The sequence below is a fragment of the Lysobacter silvisoli genome, assembly GCF_003382365.1.
Lineage (GTDB): Bacteria > Pseudomonadota > Gammaproteobacteria > Xanthomonadales > Xanthomonadaceae > Lysobacter > Lysobacter silvisoli.
Window position 1 is genome coordinate 289497 of record NZ_QTSU01000003.1, and the last position, 19065, is coordinate 308561.

Annotated in this window: 20 protein-coding genes; 17 read left to right on the forward strand and 3 right to left on the reverse strand. The window is 67.9% G+C overall.

Features of this window, described 5'->3' with window-relative positions; all coding sequences use genetic code 11:
* Positions 1-339: 339 nt before the first annotated feature.
* From dnaA to DX914_RS16430, 17 genes are all read left to right on the forward strand, one after another.
* Positions 340-1668, forward strand: a complete 1329-nt coding sequence (gene dnaA / locus DX914_RS16355; RefSeq protein WP_115860708.1) for a chromosomal replication initiator protein DnaA — start codon at positions 340-342, stop codon at positions 1666-1668.
* Between the two features lie 312 nt (positions 1669-1980).
* A complete protein-coding gene (gene dnaN / locus DX914_RS16360; protein ID WP_115860710.1) occupies positions 1981-3081 on the forward strand; it encodes a DNA polymerase III subunit beta in 1101 nt (366 codons plus the stop codon).
* Positions 3082-3399: 318 nt separating this feature from the next.
* A complete protein-coding gene (gene recF / locus DX914_RS16365; RefSeq protein WP_115860712.1) occupies positions 3400-4509 on the forward strand; it encodes a DNA replication/repair protein RecF in 1110 nt (369 codons plus the stop codon).
* Between the two features lie 50 nt (positions 4510-4559).
* Positions 4560-5183: an XVIPCD domain-containing protein gene (locus tag DX914_RS20100; RefSeq protein ID WP_147300708.1), complete on the forward strand. Its 624-nt coding sequence runs from the start codon at positions 4560-4562 to the stop codon at positions 5181-5183.
* A gap of 121 nt (positions 5184-5304) precedes the next feature.
* A complete protein-coding gene (gene gyrB, locus DX914_RS16375) occupies positions 5305-7776 on the forward strand; it encodes a DNA topoisomerase (ATP-hydrolyzing) subunit B (RefSeq protein ID WP_115860716.1) in 2472 nt (823 codons plus the stop codon).
* Positions 7777-7786: 10 nt separating this feature from the next.
* A complete protein-coding gene (locus DX914_RS16380) occupies positions 7787-8599 on the forward strand; it encodes a CPBP family intramembrane glutamic endopeptidase (protein ID WP_115860718.1) in 813 nt (270 codons plus the stop codon).
* An 87-nt stretch (positions 8600-8686) separates the two neighbouring features.
* On the forward strand, positions 8687-9496 hold the full coding sequence (locus tag DX914_RS16385; protein ID WP_231118307.1) for a M48 family metallopeptidase: 810 nt from the start codon (positions 8687-8689) through the stop codon (positions 9494-9496).
* A gap of 127 nt (positions 9497-9623) precedes the next feature.
* Positions 9624-10853 (forward strand): tetratricopeptide repeat protein, encoded by a 1230-nt coding sequence (locus tag DX914_RS16390; RefSeq protein ID WP_425480702.1) that lies wholly within the window; start codon positions 9624-9626, stop codon positions 10851-10853.
* 146 nt (positions 10854-10999) lie between these two features.
* Positions 11000-11668, forward strand: coding sequence for an energy transducer TonB (locus DX914_RS16395; protein ID WP_115860720.1), 669 nt, complete (start codon positions 11000-11002; stop codon positions 11666-11668).
* A gap of 73 nt (positions 11669-11741) precedes the next feature.
* On the forward strand, positions 11742-12494 hold the full coding sequence (locus DX914_RS16400; protein ID WP_115860722.1) for a MotA/TolQ/ExbB proton channel family protein: 753 nt from the start codon (positions 11742-11744) through the stop codon (positions 12492-12494).
* A 50-nt stretch (positions 12495-12544) separates the two neighbouring features.
* Entirely contained in the window at positions 12545-12964 is a 420-nt protein-coding gene (locus tag DX914_RS16405; protein WP_115860724.1) for an ExbD/TolR family protein, read from the forward strand.
* A gap of 18 nt (positions 12965-12982) precedes the next feature.
* On the forward strand, positions 12983-13399 hold the full coding sequence (locus DX914_RS16410) for an ExbD/TolR family protein (protein WP_115860726.1): 417 nt from the start codon (positions 12983-12985) through the stop codon (positions 13397-13399).
* A 129-nt stretch (positions 13400-13528) separates the two neighbouring features.
* Entirely contained in the window at positions 13529-13933 is a 405-nt protein-coding gene (locus DX914_RS16415) for an ExbD/TolR family protein (protein WP_115860728.1), read from the forward strand.
* A gap of 167 nt (positions 13934-14100) precedes the next feature.
* Positions 14101-14619, forward strand: a complete 519-nt coding sequence (locus DX914_RS16420) for a hypothetical protein (protein ID WP_115860730.1) — start codon at positions 14101-14103, stop codon at positions 14617-14619.
* Between the two features lie 36 nt (positions 14620-14655).
* Complete coding sequence (locus tag DX914_RS16425; RefSeq protein ID WP_115860732.1) at positions 14656-14946, forward strand: hypothetical protein; 291 nt, start codon at positions 14656-14658, stop codon at positions 14944-14946.
* Between the two features lie 75 nt (positions 14947-15021).
* Complete coding sequence (locus DX914_RS20105; protein ID WP_158549366.1) at positions 15022-15375, forward strand: hypothetical protein; 354 nt, start codon at positions 15022-15024, stop codon at positions 15373-15375.
* A gap of 174 nt (positions 15376-15549) precedes the next feature.
* Positions 15550-16005 (forward strand): hypothetical protein, encoded by a 456-nt coding sequence (locus tag DX914_RS16430; RefSeq protein ID WP_147300710.1) that lies wholly within the window; start codon positions 15550-15552, stop codon positions 16003-16005.
* A 249-nt stretch (positions 16006-16254) separates the two neighbouring features.
* On the opposite strand, the gene DX914_RS16435 is transcribed toward DX914_RS16430, so the two are convergent.
* From DX914_RS16435 to cls, 3 genes are all read right to left on the reverse strand, one after another.
* The gene (locus DX914_RS16435; protein ID WP_115860736.1) at positions 16255-16998 is read right to left on the reverse strand and encodes a pyridoxine 5'-phosphate synthase; all 744 of its coding nucleotides are present in this window, start codon (positions 16996-16998) and stop codon (positions 16255-16257) included.
* 51 nt (positions 16999-17049) lie between these two features.
* Positions 17050-17310, reverse strand: coding sequence for a hypothetical protein (locus tag DX914_RS16440; RefSeq protein ID WP_115860738.1), 261 nt, complete (start codon positions 17308-17310; stop codon positions 17050-17052).
* A gap of 138 nt (positions 17311-17448) precedes the next feature.
* The gene (gene cls, locus DX914_RS16445; protein ID WP_115860740.1) at positions 17449-18885 is read right to left on the reverse strand and encodes a cardiolipin synthase; all 1437 of its coding nucleotides are present in this window, start codon (positions 18883-18885) and stop codon (positions 17449-17451) included.
* Positions 18886-19065: the final 180 nt, after the last annotated feature.

Consider the following 19065-nt stretch of genomic DNA (forward strand, 5'->3'; position numbering starts at 1 on the left):
TCGCGGCCGCAGCTCACGCAGCGCCTGGATGGGGGGTACGAAAGCAGCGCGTCGTTTGTGGATTCGCGGCGGTGGCGCGTGCGCTCGTGGCCCCGGAAAGCCCGTCAGCATTGACGCGCAAGCCGTCGCGGCCGGCGGCGCTAACCGGCCCGCGCCTGTGGACTACCTGTGTCCAGGCTTGTGGACAAGTCCTGTTCCGGACCCGGTCGCGGTGATAGTCTGGCCGACCCCCCAGCCCCGTTCGCCGCGACCCACCCCTCGCGCGGCCGGTGGCGTTTCGCCCGCCGCAGCGACGCGGCGGCATCAGTAGACCGCTGCATTCAAAGACCCGCCGACCCGATGGAAGCCTGGCCCCGCTGCCTCGAACGCCTCGAAGCCGAATACCCGATCGAGGATGTACACACCTGGCTGAAGCCGCTGCAAGCGGCGCAGCGCGACGACGTGACGGTGCTGTACGCGCCCAACGCCTTCGTCGTGGAACACGTGCGCGAGCGCTACCTGGGCCGCATCCGCGAGCTGCTGACCTATTACGCCGGCAGCGCCGAGGTCAGCCTGGAGATCGGTTCGCTGCCACGCGCCGCCGCGCCGCGCGAGGAGGCCCCGGTGGCCGCGCGCCCGGTCGCCGCGGTGCCGGCCGAGCCCTTCCAGGGCAACCTGGACACCCATTACACCTTCGACAACTTCGTCGAGGGCCGCAGCAACCAGCTCGGCCGCGCCGCCGCCTGGCAGGCCGCGCAGAAGCCCGGCGAACGCGCGCACAACCCGCTGCTGCTGTACGGGGGCACCGGCCTGGGCAAGACCCACCTGATGTTCGCGGCCGGCAACGCCATGCGCGAGGCCAACCCGGCCATGCGGGTGATGTACCTGCGTTCGGAGCAGTTCTTCAGCGCGATGATGAAGTCGCTGCAGGACAAGACCATGGACCAGTTCAAGCGCCAGTTCCAGCGCGTGGACGCCCTGCTGATCGACGACATCCAGTTCTTCGCCGGCAAGGACCGCACCCAGGAAGAGTTCTTCCACACCTTCAACGCGCTGTTCGACGGCAAGCAGCAGATCATCCTGACCTGCGACCGCTACCCGCGCGAGGTCGAGGGCCTGGAGCCGCGGCTGAAGTCGCGCCTGGCCTGGGGCTTGTCGGTGGCGATCGAGCCGCCGGACTTCGAGACCCGCGCCCAGATCGTGATCTCCAAGGCCAAGGAACGCGGCGCCGCGATCCCCGAGGAAGTGGCCTTCCTGCTGGCCAAGAAGATGCGCTCGAACGTGCGCGATCTGGAAGGCGCGCTCAACACCCTGACCGCGCGCGCCAACTTCACCGGCCGCCCGATCACCGCCGAGTTCGCCCAGGAAACCCTGCGCGACCTGCTGCGCGCGCAGCAGCAGGCGATCGGCATTCCCAACATCCAGAAGGTGGTGGCCGATTACTACGGCCTGCAGATCAAGGATCTGTTGTCCAAGCGCCGCACCCGCTCGCTGGCCCGCCCGCGCCAGGTGGCGATGGCGCTGACCAAGGAACTCACCGAGCACAGCCTGCCGGAGATCGGCGACGCCTTCGCCGGCCGCGACCACACCACGGTGCTGCACGCCTGCCGGCAGATCCGCACCCTGATGGAGACCGACGGCAAGCTGCGCGAGGACTGGGACAAGCTGATCCGCAAGCTCAGCGAGTGAGCCGCGCGAGCCCGCACCACGCGACGAACGGCGCCGGTGCGGGTACTCTTCGAACAAAGCCGTGCATGACGCGGGCACAAGCTGTGGACAGATTCGCTCCGGCACCCGGCCGCGAAACTTATCCACAGCTTCTACCGCAGCTCCCGGGGCGGTTCTACCGGGGTTTGCTCTGGCAATAAATCTTTACGAATCAAAGCGTTAGTAGTGTTTTCCCGGCTTTTCGGCGCTACCACCGCCACTAGGCTTTTGATTTATTCCACTCTTTTGTATTGGGCGTTGCCGCCCGAACCGATTAGGGGCTAAGGGGTCCGCATGCGTTTCAGCCTGCAACGAGAAGTGTTTCTCAAGCCGTTGGCGCAAGTCGTCAACGTGGTCGAACGCCGGCAGACCTTGCCGGTGCTGGCCAACCTGCTGGTGCAGGTCCGGGACGGGCAGCTGTCGCTGACCGGTACCGACCTGGAAGTGGAAATGGTCTCGCGCATCCTGGTCGAGGACGGCAAGGACGGCGAAACCACCATTCCGGCGCGCAAGCTGTTCGAGATCGTTCGCGCCCTCCCCGACGGCAGCAAGGTCACCGTGACCCAGACGGCCGAGAAGATCACCGTGCAGGCGGGGCGTTCGCGCTTCACCCTGGCCAGCCTGCCGGCCAACGACTTCCCGTCCATCGACGAGGTCGAAGCCACCGAGCGCGTGCGCATTCCGGAAGCGTCCTTGAAGGAGCTGATCGAACGCACCGCGTTCGCGATGGCGCAGCAGGACGTGCGCTACTACCTCAATGGCCTGCTGTTCGACCTGCGCGAAAGCAGCCTGCGCTGCGTGGCCACCGACGGCCACCGCCTGGCCCTGTGCGAGACCGCCTACGAAGGCGGCGGCCAGACCAAGCGCCAGATCATCGTGCCGCGCAAGGGCGTGCAGGAACTACAGCGCCTGCTGGAAGGCGGCGACCGCGAGATCGAGATCGAGATGGGCCGCGGCCACATCCGGGTCAAGCGCGACGATGTGACCTTCACCAGCAAGCTCATCGACGGGCGCTTCCCCGATTACGAAGCGGTGATTCCGATCGGCGCCGACCGCGAAGTGCGGATCGAACGCGAGATTCTGCGTGCGGCCCTGCAGCGCGCGGCGATCCTGTCGAACGAGAAGTACCGCGGCGTGCGCATCGAGGTGTCGCCGGGCCAGCTGAAGATCAGTGCGCACAATCCGGAACAGGAAGAGGCGCAGGAAGAGGTCGAGGCCGACACCAAGGTCGACGACCTGGCCGTGGGTTTCAACGTGAACTACCTGCTGGACGCCCTGACCGCGTTGCGCGACGAGCATGTGATCCTGGCCCTGCGCGACGCCAACTCCTCGGCCCTGGTGCGCGAGGCGGCGAACCAGAAGTGCCGCCACGTGGTGATGCCGTTGCGGCTTTGAGCGGCGGCGGTTTCACGTGGAACACGAACGCCCGGCTTGCCGGGCGTTTCGTTTTGAAGGCTTTTAGACCCCGCCTTTGCTCTGCTCCCTCCTTTGAAAAAGGGCGAGGGCGTGCGCTTGCGAACCGCAGGTTCGCGCACGAACGAACGCCGGCAAGCTGTGCTTGCCGGCTGGGCGGGCTGGGGAGGATTTGCTTTTGGCTGGCTGCACAGCGCAATTGGCCCCAAAAGCAAATCCCCCTCAATCCCCCTCAACAAAGGGGGGAAGCCGTAACTCCCGTCCTATCCCCCTCCCCCACCCTCCTGCCATTATTCCCCCATGCACGTAACCCGCCTGGACGCGCGCGGCCTGCGCCGTTTCGCCGATGTCAGCCTGTCGCCTGCGCCCGGGATCAACCTGATCACCGGCGACAACGGCGCGGGCAAGACCAGCCTGCTCGAGGCCCTGCATCTGATGGCCTACGGCCGCAGCTTCCGCGGCCGGGTCCGGGACGGGCTGGTCCGGGCCGGCGACGCCGCGCTGGAGGTCTTCGTCGAATGGCAAGAGCGTCCCGCCGGCACCCGCGTGGCCGAAGGCCCGGGCCGCAGCCGCAAGGCCGGGCTGCGCCATAGCGGCCAGGAATGGACCGGCCGGCTGGATGGCGGGCCCGTGGCCCAGCTGGGCGAGCTGTGCGCGGCACTGGCCGTGGTCAGCTTCGAACCGGGCAGCCATGCCCTGATCACCGGGGGCGCCGAAGCCCGCCGCCGTTACCTGGATTGGGGCCTGTTCCACGTGGAACCGGATTTCATGGGCTTGTGGCGCCGCTACACCCGGGCCCTGAAGCAGCGCAACGCCCTGCTCAAGGCCAGGGCGCGCGACGGTCAGCTCGATGCCTGGGATCGGGAGCTGGCCGAGGCCGGCGAACCCCTGAGCCGCCGCCGCCAGCATTACCTGGAAGATCTGCAGCCTACCTTCGCCGCGCTGGCCGACGACCTGGCCCCCGCCCTGGGCGGCACCCAGCTCGAATACCAGCCCGGCTGGCGCCGCGACGAACTGCCCCTGGCCGATGCCCTGCTCCTGGCCCGCGACCGCGACCAGCTCGCGGGCTACACCTCGGTGGGCCCGCACCGGGCCGATTGGCGCATCCGCTACGGCGCCCTGCCCGGGCGCGAGGCCCTGTCGCGCGGCCAGGCCAAACTCACCGCCCTGGCCGCCTTGCTCGGCCAGGCCGAGCACCACGCCCAGGCCCGCGGCGAATGGCCGGTGATCGCCCTGGACGATCTGGCCTCCGAACTGGACCGCCAGCACCAGCGCCGGGTGCTGGAACGCCTGATCGCCAGCGGTGCCCAGGTCTTCATCACCGGCACCGAGGCGCCGCCCGCCCTGGCCGGCCTGGACGCCGACATCACCAGGTTCCACGTGGAACAAGGCGAGTTGCGCGCCGGCTAAATGTTCCACGTGGAACATCCGGTGCCACCCTGCCGCAACCGAATGCCGCCGTGTCGCAGCCAGCGCTGCGATATCTGGTCGGCGCCAGGTACGCTTACGGCGACAACGGCCTGGTCGACAGCATCAAATATTCCAAGCCGCCGCCGGTGGCGCCGGGCGAGGTCACCGTGGCCGCGCTGCTGCAGGCCCCGCTGGCCACCGGCGCTCCGATGAACTACGACGCCCGGCGCGAGCACCGCGCTGTGCCGATCGCGCCCACGTCCAAGCCGCCCGCGCCCCGGTTCAATGACGCCGGCCACCCCGGCCCGGGTTCTACAGCCAGGCCCTGGCCGGCCCGAAGCAATCGCCCAACATCTCGCCCGGCACCCTCAGCGGCCGCGAACTGGTCCAGGCCGCCGCCAGCGTGGCCACCCAGCCAGCCCCCGCCCGGCGGCAAGCTCGGGCGCATCGACCGGGTGATCCACAGTCGCGACCAGGACAGCCTGCTCGCGGTCCAGGGCCGCCTCGACGCCCCGGCCGGCCGCAGCCCGGCCGCGGTGCCCGCGGCCCGGGCCCCGGCGACCGCGCTGGAGACCTCTTCCCCGGCCCTGCAGGGCTATCGCACGCCCGAGCCGGCACCACCCCGGGGCCTGGCCCGGGAACCGCAGCGCAGCGCGGCTCCGGCGCGGTTCTGAGCGCCGGCCAACGGCGCCCCGGCGGGGGGCGCCCGGGCGAGGTATAATCGGCCTCAGTCCCTAACAGCTAATGTGTCGCGTCCACCGGCCCCCGCGGCCGGCCCGCGGCGGCCTACAGCGCATGTCCGAAAACAACGACTCGTCCCCCGGCCAGACCCCCGCCCAGAACTACGATGCCAACAGCATCACCGCGCTGGAGGGCCTGGAAGCCGTCCGCAAGCGCCCGGGCATGTACATCGGCAACGTCAACGACGGTTCCGGTCTGCATCACATGGTGTTCGAGGTGGTCGACAACGGCGTCGATGAAGCGCTGGCCGGCCATGCCGATGCGGTGCGGGTGATCATCCACGACGACGGTTCGGTGTCGGTGTGGGACAACGGCCGCGGCATTCCGGTCGGTCGCCACTCCAAGGAAAGCGAAAAGCAGGGCCGCGACGTCTCCGCCGCCGAGGTGGTGATGACGGTGCTGCACGCCGGCGGCAAGTTCGACGACAACAGCTACAAGGTGTCCGGCGGCCTGCACGGCGTCGGCGTGAGCGTGGTCAACGCGCTGTCGGAAAAACTCCTGCTCGACATCTGGCGCGACGGCCACCACTTCCAGCAGGAATACCGTCACGGCGAGCCGGTCTATCCGCTCAAGCAGCTCGAGGCCTCCGACAAGCGCGGCACCGAGGTGCGCTTCTGGCCGTCGGCGGTGGCGTTCAACGACAACGTCGAATTCCATTACGACATCCTGGCGCGGCGCCTGCGCGAACTGAGCTTCCTCAACTCCGGCGTGCGCATCGAACTGATCGACGAGCGCCCGGACGGCAAGCGCGACATCTTCGAATACGAAGGCGGCATCCGCAGCTTCGTCGAGCACCTGGCCCAGCTGAAGACCCCGCTGCACCCCAACGTGATCTCGATTTCCGGCGAGCAGGACGACATCGTCGTCGACTGCGCGGTGCAGTGGAGCGATTCCTATCAGGAAACGATGTACTGCTTCACCAACAACATCCCGCAGAAGGACGGCGGCACCCACCTCACCGGTTTCCGCGCCGCGCTGACCCGCACGCTCACGCGCTACATCGAGCAGAGCGGCATCGCCAAGCAGGCCAAGGTCGCGCTGTCCGGCGACGACATGCGCGAAGGCATGATCGCGGTGCTGTCGGTCAAGGTGCCCGATCCGGGCTTCTCCTCGCAGACCAAGGAAAAGCTGGTCACCGAGCCGGTGCGCGCGGTGGTGGATGCGGTGTTCGCCGCCAAGCTCGAGGAATTCCTGCAGGAAAACCCGAACGAGGCCCGCGCGATCGCCAGCAAGATCGTCGACGCCGCGCGCGCGCGCGAAGCCGCGCGCAAGGCCCGCGACCTGACCCGGCGCAAGGGCGCGCTGGACATCGCCGGCCTGCCCGGCAAGCTCGCCGACTGCCAGGAAAAAGACCCGGCGCTGTCGGAACTGTTCATCGTCGAGGGCGACTCCGCAGGCGGCTCGGCCAAGCAGGGCCGCAACCGCAAGACCCAGGCGATCCTGCCGCTCAAGGGCAAGATCCTCAACGTCGAGCGCGCGCGCTTCGACCGCATGCTCGGCAGCGCCGAAGTCGGCACCCTGATCACCGCGCTGGGCACCGGCATCGGCAAGGACGAGTACAACCCGGACAAGCTGCGCTACCACCGCATCATCCTGATGACCGACGCCGACGTCGACGGCTCGCACATCCGCACCCTGCTGCTGACCTTCTTCTACCGGCAGATGCCGGAGCTGATCGAGCGCGGCCACATCTACATCGGCCTGCCGCCGCTGTACAAGATCAAGCAGGGCAAGAACGAGATCTACCTCAAGGACGACGCGGCGCTGGACGCCTACCTGGCCGGCAACGCGGTCGAAGGCGCGGCGCTGATTCCCGCCAACGGCGAGCCGCCGATCAGCGGCACCGGGCTGGAGGAGCTGCTGCTGGCCTACGCCCGCGCGCGCGAAACCATCGCCCGCAACGCCCACCGCTACGACCCGGCGGTGCTGGAAGCGCTGATCGACTTCACCCCGCTGGACACCGCGCACCTGCTGGCCAACGTGGACGAGCGCGCCGAGCTGGACGAACTGGAACGCCGCCTCAACCGCGGCGGCCTGGGCAAGCCGCGCTACGCGCTGCGCCTGCACCCGGCCACCGAGGCGCGCCAGGCCGCGCTGCTGGTCACGCGCACGCACATGGGCCAGGAACTGACCCAGGTGCTGCCGCTGTCGGCGTTCGAAGGCGGCGAACTGCGCGCCCTGCGCGAGGCCGCCTCGCTGCTGCACGGCCTGGTCCGCGAAGGCGCGCAGATCGTGCGCGGCAACCGCGCCCAGCCGGTGGAGAGCTTCGCCCAGGCGCAGACCTGGCTGCTCGACGAAGCCAAGAAGGGCCGTTTGATCCAGCGCTTCAAGGGCCTGGGCGAAATGAACCCCGAGCAGCTGTGGGACACCACGGTCAATCCCGAAACCCGCCGCCTGCTGCAGGTGCGCATCGAGGACGCCGTGGCCGCTGACCAGATCTTCTCCACCCTGATGGGCGACGTGGTCGAACCGCGCCGCGACTTCATCGAAGAGAACGCGCTCAAGGTCGCCAACCTCGACGTCTGAGCGCGGCGCCGTGTCGGCCCTGGACCCCGCCGTCGCACCTGCGCCCTTGCCGCGGCCGCGCACCGCGGCCGTGGTCGCGCACTCGCTGCTGGACCTGATCCTGGCCGCGGCGCTGATGCTGGCGCTGAGCCTGGCCGGCATGCTGGCGTGGAGCTTCTGGCGCGGCCTGGACGTGGCCATGCGCCAGCCCGGTCTGGCGCCCGAACGCGTCGCCGCCGCCATCGGCCAGCCCGGCCCGCTGGCGCAGATCCTGGTCTCGCTGCTGGCCATGGGCGGCGCCGCCGTCGCGGTCTACCTGTTGCGCCGCCGCGCCAACCGCGAACAGCGCGCCGCCGCCTGGCAGGCGCTGCGCCGCCCCGCCACCTGGGGCTGGGCGCTGGGCACCGGCCTGGCCACCTTCGGCCTCAGCGCGGCGCTGAGCGAACTGGGCCGCGCGCTCGGCGCCGAACCGGTGCCGACCAACGTCGAAATGATCCAGGCCGCGCTGCGCAGCCATCCCCTGCTCACCCTGCTGTTCGCCGTCGCCCTGGCGCCGGCCTACGAGGAACTGCTGTTCCGGCGCGTGCTGTTCGGCCGCTACTGGGCCGCCGGCCTGCCCTGGCTGGGCATCGCCTTCAGCAGCCTGGCCTTCGCCCTGCTCCACGAGCTTCCCGGCATCAGCCAGAACGGCCCCGGCGCCATCGTCCTGCTGTGGCTGACCTACGCCGCCATCGGCGCGGCCTTCGCCTGGGTTTACCGCCGCACCGGCAGCCTGTGGGCGGCGGTGCTGGCCCATGGCACCAACAACCTGCTGGCCTGCGCATTGCTGCAGTGGCAAGGCTGAACGGTCCGGTCCGGACTTTGCCGTGTTTGACGAAACATTAATCCGAACAAGGCTAAAACGCGTTCATAGTCCTGGGGAAACCGCAACGTGAAACCGCTCCTGCTCGGTCTGGCCACGGCCCTGGCCCTGGTCGCCTGCGCCACCACCACCTCGCCCACCGGGCGTCGCCAGAGCGTGGGTGCGGTGTCGCAGGAACAGCTCAACCAGATGGGCGCGCAGGCCTTCGTCGACGCCAAGTCCAAGGGCAAGCTCAGCGCCGACGCGCGTCAGAACGGCTATGTGCGCTGCGTGGTCGACAGCGTGACCCGGCAGCTGCCCGCCGGCTGGCAGGCGCAATGGGACGTGGCCGTGTTCGTCGACAGTTCGCCCAACGCCTTCGCCCTGCCCGGCGGCAAGGTCGGCGTGAACACCGGCATCTTCACCGTGGCCAAGAACCAGGACCAGCTGGCCGCGGTGATCGCGCACGAAATCGGCCACGTGGTCTCGCGCCACCACGACGAGCGCATCACCCGCCAGATCACCGCGCAGACCGGCTTGAGCATCGCCGGCGCGCTGCTGGGTTCGCGCTACGGCGAAGGCGCGGCCAACGCCACCAACCAGTTCGGCGGCGCCGCGGTGCAGGGCCTGTTCCTGCTGCCCGGCTCGCGTACCCAGGAAACCGAAGCCGACGTGGTCGGCCAGCAACTCATGGCGCAGGCCGGTTTCGATCCGCAGCAAGCGGTCAATCTGTGGCAGAACATGATCGCCGCCAGCAGCAGCGGCAGCCGTCCGCCGCAATGGCTGTCCACCCACCCGGACCCGCAGTCGCGCATCCAGGAACTGCGCGCTCGCGCCGGTGGGCTGATGCCGGCCTACCAGCAGGCCCGGGCCGCCGGCCGTACGCCCAAGTGTGGATGAACGAGAAGCATTAACCGCAGCCAAACCCCGTATCGCGCCGCCCCGCGTTTCTGTTAGCGTGACGGCCCCCCGGCCCCTAGCGGCCATCGTCCCGACCGCTAGCGCGGCCCCGACCGAGGTGACCATGATCAAGCTCAGCTTTCGCCACCGCACCGTGCTGACGGCCGCCATCGGCGCCGTGCTCGCGCTGGGCACCGTCGCCCAGGTCCATGCGCAGTCGGCGATGGACCGGGCCGAAGAGCGTCGCCAGCGTCACGCCCAGAAGGGCGAGGACAAGAAGTCCTCCTCCAGCACCGCCTCCAAGAACGACTACCCCAACGCCACGCGCAAGTCGCCCGACGCCAAGGCCTCGGCCAAGGTCACGCCGAAGCTGAAGAAGATGATGGACTTCTACGACGACGATAAGGGCGCCGAAGCGCGCGCCGTCGCCGACGAGATCATCGCCAACCCGGCCGCCAACGCCTACGACCACGCCTTCGCCGCGCAGATCGCCGCCCAGCTGGCCTACGACGCCGACGACTCCGCCGCCGCCGTGGCCTACCTGAAGAAGGCGCTGGAATTCGACGGCCTGGACAACAACGGCCACTACGGCGCCATGTTCATGATGGCCCAGCTGCAGCTGCAGGAAGACCAGTACGCCGAGTCCCTGGCCACCATGGACCGGTTCCTGGGCGAAACCAAGAGCACCAAGCCCGAGCACCTGATCGTCAAGGGCAACGCCCTGTACCGCCTGGAGCGCTACAAGGAAGCCGCGCCGATCATCAAGCAGGCCATCGACGCCTCGCCCGAGCCCAAGACCGACTGGCAGCAGCTGCTGATGGCCGCCTACGCCGAGTCCGGCCAGGGCGGCGAAGCGATCAAGATGGCCGAGGCCGTCGCCTCCAAGAATCCCAGCGACAAGCGCGCCCAGATGAACCTGGTCGCCGTGTACCTGCAGGCCGACCAGTACGACAAGGCGGCCGCGGTCATGGAAAAGCTGCGTTCGGCCAACCAGCTGGGCGAGGACAAGGATTACCGCCAGCTGTACTCCACCTACCTCAATATCGACGGCCAGGAGAAGAAGGCCGCCGAGGTCATCAACGACGGCCTGGCCAAGGGCGTGTTGAAGCCGGACTTCCAGGCCTACCTGGCCCTGGCCCAGTCCTACTACTTCTCCGACCAGATCAATCCCGCGATCGACGCTTACAAGAAGGCGGCGCCGCTCGCACCCGATGGTGAGACCTACCTCAATCTCGCCCGTGTCTTGTGGCAGGAAGACCGCATCCCCGAGGCTAAGGAAGCCGCCAAGCAGGCGATCGCCAAGGGCGTTAAAAAGCCCGACGACGCCAAGAAGATTCTCGCGCTGCCGGGCAAGTAACGGCGCTCGAAATGCAAGCTGCGGCCTTGGAACCAGGGGCGCAGTTTGGTATATGCTAGGAGGTTCCCGCGACTGGAAACGGTTGCAGGAACCGAACGACGGCCCGCGGCGCCCTTGCGTCCGGAAACACTTCCCGAGCTGACGGCATGACGCAAGACCTCGAACTCCACGCTAAGAAAGATGACGACCGCGAAGGGCTGAACTGGGCGCGCATCGCCGGTATCTCCTCCGCGATCGCCGTGCATGTCGCGGCGCTGCTCTTGCTGCTGGCACCCATGACGCCTCCTCCGACCGAAAAGGCGGAAGAGCAGGTCACGGTGGTGAACCTCATCAAGCCGCCGCCGCCGCCTCCCCCGCCGCCGCCGCCGCCGCCGGAACCGCCGCCGCCGCAGCAGATCCGCCAGCTGGCCGCGCCGCAGCCCACCCCGCTGCCGCCGCCGCCGGAAGAGCCGCCGGTGGTGTTCGACGAACCCAGCCCGGTCGATACCCAGGTCGAGCCGCCGTCGCCGTCGCCGGAACCGCCGGCCACGACGATCAGCTCCAGCGTCGACCCGTCGTCGCGCCGTCTGAATCCGCCCAAGTACCCGCCGACCGAGGCGCGTCAGGGCATCGGCGGTACGGTGGTGCTGATCATCACCATCGACGGCGAAGGCAACGTACAGGACGTGGCCGTCGAGAAGTCCAGCCGTAACCGCAACCTCGACCGCGCCGCCATGGATGCCGCACGGAAGTGGAAGTTCAATCCGGAAATGCGCAACGGCGTGGGCGTGCCCAGCAAGGTTCGCGTTCCGGTCGATTTCAAGCCGCCGACCTGATCGGGGTCACGGCTCGATAGTCCGCACCACGTAATACCTCTTTCCTTATCCACGACATTCAAAGGTAAGCGTCATGCTGCAGGAAACCACCACCGCTGCTACTGCCGGGGGCTCCAACGCCGAAGCCCTTCAGCAGATGAGCTTTGCGCATCTGTTGACCAACTTCGACATCGTCGGCTGGGTCGTGTTCATCACCCTGGCTGTGATGTCGGTCCTGTCGGTCTACTGGATCGTCGTCAACTTCGTGAAGAACGTGCGCCTGCGCGCCAGTTCGGACCGCGTCGTCAGCACGTTCTGGGAAACCCCGAACGCGCAGGACGCCATCCGCTACATGGAAGAGCAGGGTCGTAGCGAGCCGTTCTCCAAGATCGCGCTCGACGCCGCCCAGGCCGCCGCCCACCACCAGCGCCACGAAGGTTCGCGCCTGGTCGAGTCGCTGAACCGTTCCGAGTTCGTGGACCGCGCCCTGCGTCAGGCCGTGACCCGCGAGAGCTCGCGTCTGGAAAGCGGCCTGACCGTGCTCGCCACCGTCGGCTCGACCGCTCCGTTCGTCGGTCTGCTCGGCACCGTGTGGGGCATCTACCACGCCCTGATCCGCATCGGCGCCACCGGCCAGGCCTCGATCGACGCCGTCGCCGGTCCGGTGGGCGAAGCGCTGATCATGACCGCCATCGGTCTGTTCGTCGCGATCCCGGCCGTGCTGGCTTACAACTTCTTCGTGCGCCTGAACCGCGTCACGAACAGCAAGTTCGACACCTTTGCGCACGACCTGCACGACTTCTTCGCTACCGGTTCGCGCGTCGGCGAACTGGCCGCTAAGCGCTAAGTCGCGTTTGAACGACGTCTTCACTTTCTTGCAGTAGTTGGAGTTCGGACATGGCCTTCAGTGCAAACAGCGAAAGCGGCGGCCCTATGGCCGAAATCAACGTCACGCCCCTCGTGGACGTGATGCTGGTGCTGCTGATCATCTTCATGATCACGGCGCCTTTGATGTCGCATAAGGTCAAGGTTGACTTGCCCGAGGCTAGCCTCAACAAGCAGCCCAACACTCCGCTCCCGACCCCGCCGATCACTCTGGCGGTCCGGGAAGACGGTTCGCTGTTCTGGAACGACGAACCGATCACCAAGGACCTGCTCGAAAGCCGCCTCTCCATCGAGGCGCAGAAGACGCCGCAACCGCAGATCAACGTGCGTGGCGACAAGACGACCAAGTACCGCATCGTCCAGGACGTGGTGAAAATCGCACAGGGCCAGGGCATGCGCAAGGTCGGCTTCGTCGCGATCAAAGAACGCTAAGGCAACCGGAGACTACTTATGGCATTCAGTTCTGGCTCCGGCGCAGGCGCTCCGATGGCTGACATCAACGTCACGCCCCTGGTGGACGTGATGTTGGTGCTGCTGATCATCTTCATGGTGACGGCGCCCGTGATGTCTTATCCGATCGACGTGAATCTGCCGCAGCGCACGACCACGCCGCCGCCCCCGACTCCGCCGAAGGAGCCCGTGCGCCTGCGCGTGGACGCCTCCGGTCAAATCTTCTGGAACGACACGCCGCAACCGATCACGGCGCTCCAGAGCATGATGGAAGTCGAAGTGCAGCGTGATCCGTCCAATCAGCCGATGCTGGAAATCGACGTCAGTTCCGACGCCGACTACGGCATCCTCGCCAAGGTGCTGGCGAAGGCCAAGAACGCCAATATGGAAAAGATCGGCTTCGTGCAGAACGAGTGACCGATTCAATAGCTTGACGCTTACCGTCGTGAAAACGCCGCCCCCGGGCGGCGTTTTTTTTGCGCCCTTGCCAACCGCCCCGTTCCGGGTTTAGCGTGAAACCGGACCAACCGAGCAGGGGGTAGTGCAATGGCCGTCTCCGCGTATTTCGAGTCCTCCCGGCGCAACGCCGGCCCCGTCGCCGAAATGAACATCACCCCCTTGGTGGACGTGATGCTGGTGCTGCTGGTGATCTTCATGGTCGCCGCGCCGGCGATGACCGGCACCCTGAACTTGAAGCTGCCCGGTCCCAGCAAGGCCGAACCGCAGCCGGCGCCACGCTCGCAGCTGTCGGTACAGATGGACGGAAGTTACGTGCTCGATGGGCGCGCGATCGCCGCCGGTTCGCTGCAGGACGCCTTGGACACCCTGGCCGGCGACGCTCCGCGCACGGTCCTGCAGATCGATTCCAACGCCGACGCCGACTACCAGGGCTTTGCCCGCGCGGTCGCCGCGGCGCAGGAGTCGGGCCTGAAGAACATCGCGCTCCAGTAAGCCAGCGAGGGCAGGGCGGGGTGGTCGCGCGATCGCCCCGCCGCATCTGATCGCGCTGGCGCAATGCGGCACCTGCCCTCAGGCGCACCAACCGCTTGCGTGCGTGGCGGCGTAAGCTCTCGGCCAGCAGCGGCGCCGCCGCCAGCCCAGGCCAGGACGCCGCCGCCATGAACCCGACCTTCGCTTTGCTGTTCGCGCTCGCGGCGGCGGCGCCCCAGGAGCCCGCGGTGCCGCCTCACGACGATCACTACAAGCCCGGCGAAACCTTCGAAGAGCACTTCTGCGGCGAAGCCATGGGCGTCCACCTGCCCAAGCCGCAAGGCACGCCCGCGCCCAACATCGAGCTGTTGAACTTCCAGTACCACAGCCCCGACGACCGCTGCGGCCGCAACGTCGAGACCGACGAACTGATGCGCCTGCACGCGGGCGTCAAATCGGCCGCCGCGGCGACGCTGGCCGACAGCAGCGGCGCCTACTCGGTGATGGTGCGCTACACGCTCACTCCGGACCGTCCCGCCGAGTTCGACATGAAAGTCAAAGACGCCAGCGACGCCGACGACGCGCGCCTGACCGCGTTCTACCACGCCTCCGCCGCGCTCAAGGACTATCACTCCCGCAGCGGCACGACCTACGTGGTGTTCCAGTACCGGGTGTCGCCGCAGGCACCCGCCGAGCCGGCGAAGTGAAGTGGCTTTGAGCAACGCACGATATCGAGGCACGTGATGAGCGACTCACTCCTGGACTGCCAGGGATCGACGATCCGCGCAGGCGACAGCGTGCGCGTGATCGGCGTGCCCGACCTGTCCGGCATGGCCCAGCCTTATCGCGAACAATCGCTGCGCGTGTTCCAGCACATCGTCGGCAGCTACAAGACCGTGGCCGAGATCGACGAGGACGGCCAAGTCTGGCTGCGCTTCGGTATCCGCAAGGGCCCGCTCAGCGGCTGGCATTCGCTGGGCATCGAGCTGCATTTGCTGCGATTACGGCGCTCGCGAACCGTATCGGCAAATTGAATCCCCACATCGACGCAAGCCCGACATGACCCGGCCCGGAGACGCCACATGCGAAGTGACTGCTGCAGCTTTTTGATGTTGGTTTTGCTGATGTTCTCCGGCGCAGCCAGCGCGCATAGTTGTGTGTTGCCACTACCCGACGGCGGCGAAGATCATCCGTCACCGCCTTCGCTGAAGGGAAAGATCCTGAGCGCGTCGCCAAAGCAGGTCGTTATCCAGACGACAGACGATCGCGTGCCCAGGCCAGTGAACATCGCTCTCGACACTGAGTTGTACACCGTCTACGGAGGCGGCTTCGAGCCGGAGGCGTTGCGTGCCGGACAGCATGCGATCATCTGGTTCCGCGGTTGCACCAAGCCGAAAGAGGGCACCCCAGTGGCCGCGGTGCTACAGCTGTGTTCGCTCGCAGCCGAACCCTGCTCAAGTTGAAGCTAGCGCGTCGTAGGGTGTGGTGAGCCTCAAGCGAACCGCACCATCGCGGCCTCCATGCATGCGCGCCGGTGCGGTTGGCACCGCACCCTACCTCGAGCTGAAGTTTCACCGTCATTATCGAGCCGTATTTACTGCTATTGCGGCGTGTCTGTAGGTCTTGGAGGAGTCCGCGTGCAATCCGAAACGCCCGATTTGAGCCGTCGTAGTTTTATCGCGGCGCTGCCGCGTACGACGGTGGCGCGCGTACTGATCGCGCTGGCCCTGACCGGTGTGTTGTATCTCGCACTGAGCGCCTTGTGGCACGGTCGCGAGTTGATCGCCGTGGTTGCCATCCTGGCCTTGGCGTACGTGGGCCTGGACGCTCTCATAGCGATCGCACCGCTTTCGGAGGCGACGCGTGCGGCTATGGCGAAACGCCAGGCGTTGAACGAACTCTACCCGTCGCACCGTTACCGCTCGCTGCTATGGCTGGGGCTGGGCGTGTTTGCGAACAAACTGGTGCAGGCTTACCTAGGCGACGGCCTGGGTCCGCGCGATTTCATCGTGCCGATGCTGTTCGTGGTTTCCGGCCTGATAGCGATGCTGGTCTGGCGTTACCGCGATCGCAAGCGTGCGGGTGAGCCCTAAGACACGGGAGCCGCTAAGGGTGTGGTGAGCCGCAGGCCAACGCACCATCGCGGCTCTCGAGTGCTCGCGCCGGTGCGGTGGTAGTTGCCGCACCTACCCTGGAAACGAAGTTTCACCGTCATTCCGGCGAACGCCGGAACCCATCTTGATCTTCGCGGTTGAGCGGATAGGCAGCGAAGCAAAAGCAACATGGGTTCCGGCGTCCGCCGGAATGACGGATACGCGGGAGCCAAGACTGCGGACCGGCGCCTAGAGCAAGCGCAAGTACGCCTTCACCGTGGCGTCCAATCCGTCGTACAGGGCCTCGCTGATCAGCGCATGGCCGATCGACACTTCCAACACGTTCGGCACCGCGCGCAGGAACGCGGTCAGGTTGTCCTGGCTTAGGTCGTGGCCTGCATTCACACCTAAACCAACAGCCTGCGCGCGACGCGCGGCCTGCGCGAACAAGGCCAACGCCGCATCGGCGTCACCGGCGGCATGCGCCTCCGCGTAAGGACCGGTGTAGAGCTCGATGCGATCCGCACCGATAGCCGCGGCCTGTTCCAAACTGTCCGAACCCGCATCGGCGAACAGACTCACGCGACAGCCCAGCGCCTTGAGCTGCGCCACCAACGGCCGCAGTGCCTGCGCGTCGCGGGCGAAATCGAAACCGTGATCCGACGTCAGCTGCCCATCGCCATCGGGCACCAGGGTGACCTGCGCCGGCCGCGTGTTCACGCACAGTTGGATCAGGCCCGGATAACCCTCGCGCGGCGGCGCGAAGGGATTGCCTTCGATGTTGAACTCCACGCCGCGCTCGCGCGTGAGGTCGGACAGCGCGAGCACGTCGTAGTCGCGGATGTGGCGGCCGTCGGGGCGCGGATGCACGGTGATGCCGTGCGCGCCGGCCTTCAGGCACGCGTGCGCGGCGCGCAGCACATCGGGTTCCGCGCCGCCGCGCGAGTTGCGCAGCACCGCGATCTTGTTGACGTTGACGCTCAGTACGGTCATGCGTGCAGTTTAACAGGCCGCCGCCAGCGGCCCGTGCGCACGGCTAGCGCCTCAGCGCTGGGTGTCGGCCGACTGCGAGGCGGCCAGCTTGCGCGCTTCGGCCTGCTCGCGCAGGCGGCGCAGTTCGGCCGGGTCCAGCATCATGCCTTCGTCGCGGCTGCGGCTGCCGATGCGCGCCGACAGCAGGCCCAGCACCCAGGCCACGAAGCAACCCAGCGACGCCAGCAGGCAGATCAGCAGCACCAGGGTCGAGGAGGTCTTGAACGCGATCACGAGCGCGGCCAGGGCCAGCAGCAGAAACAGCCAGTACATCGCGGCGGTGCTCCGGGTTAGGGGGATGCTTTCGGCGCGAGTGTAGCGCGGCGGCCGGGCCGCGCGCCCCCGGCGGCGGCGCCGCGGCGACCGCCCGTCGCGAGCGCCGTGACCGGCTGCGCGGTTTCCGGGCCGCGCCTACAGCAGCGGCGAAACCAGCCGCGCCAGCGCCTCGGGCAGGCGCTGGCGCCACAGCGGCTGGGCCCGGTCGGCGCGTACGCGCGGGGCGTAACTGCATTCGGCCTGGATCAGCTGGGCCAGTTCGGCCGCCAGCGGGCGGTCGTGGAAGATCACCGAGATCTCGAAATTCAGGCGGAAGCTGCGGTGGTCGAAGTTGGCGCTGCCGACGATGGCCAGATCGTCGTCGCACAGCAGCGCCTTGGTGTGCAGCATGCGCGGGCCGTACTCGTGGATCTTCACCCCGGCCTCGAGCAGCTCGTCGAAGTAGGAGCGCGCGGCCAGGGTCACCAGCAGGCTGTCGCTGCGCTTGGGCACCAGCAGGCGCACGTCCAGCCCGCCCAGCGCGGCCGAGGTCAGCGCCATGCGCGCGGCCTCGCCGGGCACGAAGTAGGGCGTGACCAGCCACACCCGTTCGCGCGCGGCGTGGATCGCGCCCACGTGCACGCGATGGATCGCTTCCCAGGACGAGTCCGGCCCCGACACCAGCACCTGCGAGGCGATCGTGCCCGGCTGCGGCGCCGGGTGCGCCAGCTTCAGCGGCGGCTGGCCGGTGGCGTAGGCCCAGTCCTCCACGAACACCAGCTGCAACTCGCGCACGATGTCGCCTTCCAGGCGCAGGTGCAGGTCGCGGTAGGCGTCCTTGCGGATGCGCTCGTCTTCCTCGTCGGTGATGTTGATGCCGCCGGTGAAGCCGACGGTGCCGTCGATGACCACGATCTTGCGGTGGGTGCGCAGGTTCAGCCACGGCCGCTTCCACAGCCAGCGCAGCTTCATCGGGTGGAACCAGGCGACCTCGCCGCCGGCGTCGAGCAGCGGCTGCAGGAAGCGCCGCGAGGTCGAACCCGAACCCACCGCGTCCAGCAGCAGCCGTACCTGCACGCCGGCGCGCGCGCGCTCGACCAGCGCGTCGCGCAGCGCGCTGCCGCAGCCGTCGGGCTGGTAGATGTAGTACTCCAGGTGCACATGCTCGCGCGCCTGCGCGATCGCCTCCAGCAAGGCGGCGTACTTGGCGCCGCCGTCGATCAGCAGGTCGGCGCGCGTGGCCGTGGTCGGCGGCAGCCCGGTGGTGGCCTGGCCCAGCCGCGCCAGCTCGATCGCCTCGGCCGTGGGCGCCAGCCCGGGCGGCGGCGGCGGCAGCGCGGCGCGTGCGCGTACCCGGCGCAGGCGCTGGCGGTGGATGCGCTGCGGCCCGAACACGTAGTAGATGAAAAACCCCAGGTAGGGCAGGGCGGCCAGGCTGACCAGCCAGCTGATCGTGGCCACCGGTTCGCGCTTCTGCAGCACGATCCACAGGCCCAGGCCGATCAGATAGGCGGCCCAGCCCAGGGTCAGGTACAGGCCCAGATGGGGGATCGCGGTCAGCGCGTCCCAGGCCTGGGCTAGAGTGTCGGTCATCGTGATCTTCGCGGTCGCCGCCGCAGGTCGCAGCGCGCGTTGGGCCTAGCCTAAGTCGCAAACGGCGCATCGCAAAGCCGCACCGCTCTGGCGCATGCCGGCACGGACCCGCGCCGCTTTCTCGCGCTGCGCGACGCGGTCGGGCGACCATAATGGCTCCTCCGATACACAAGGATGCGT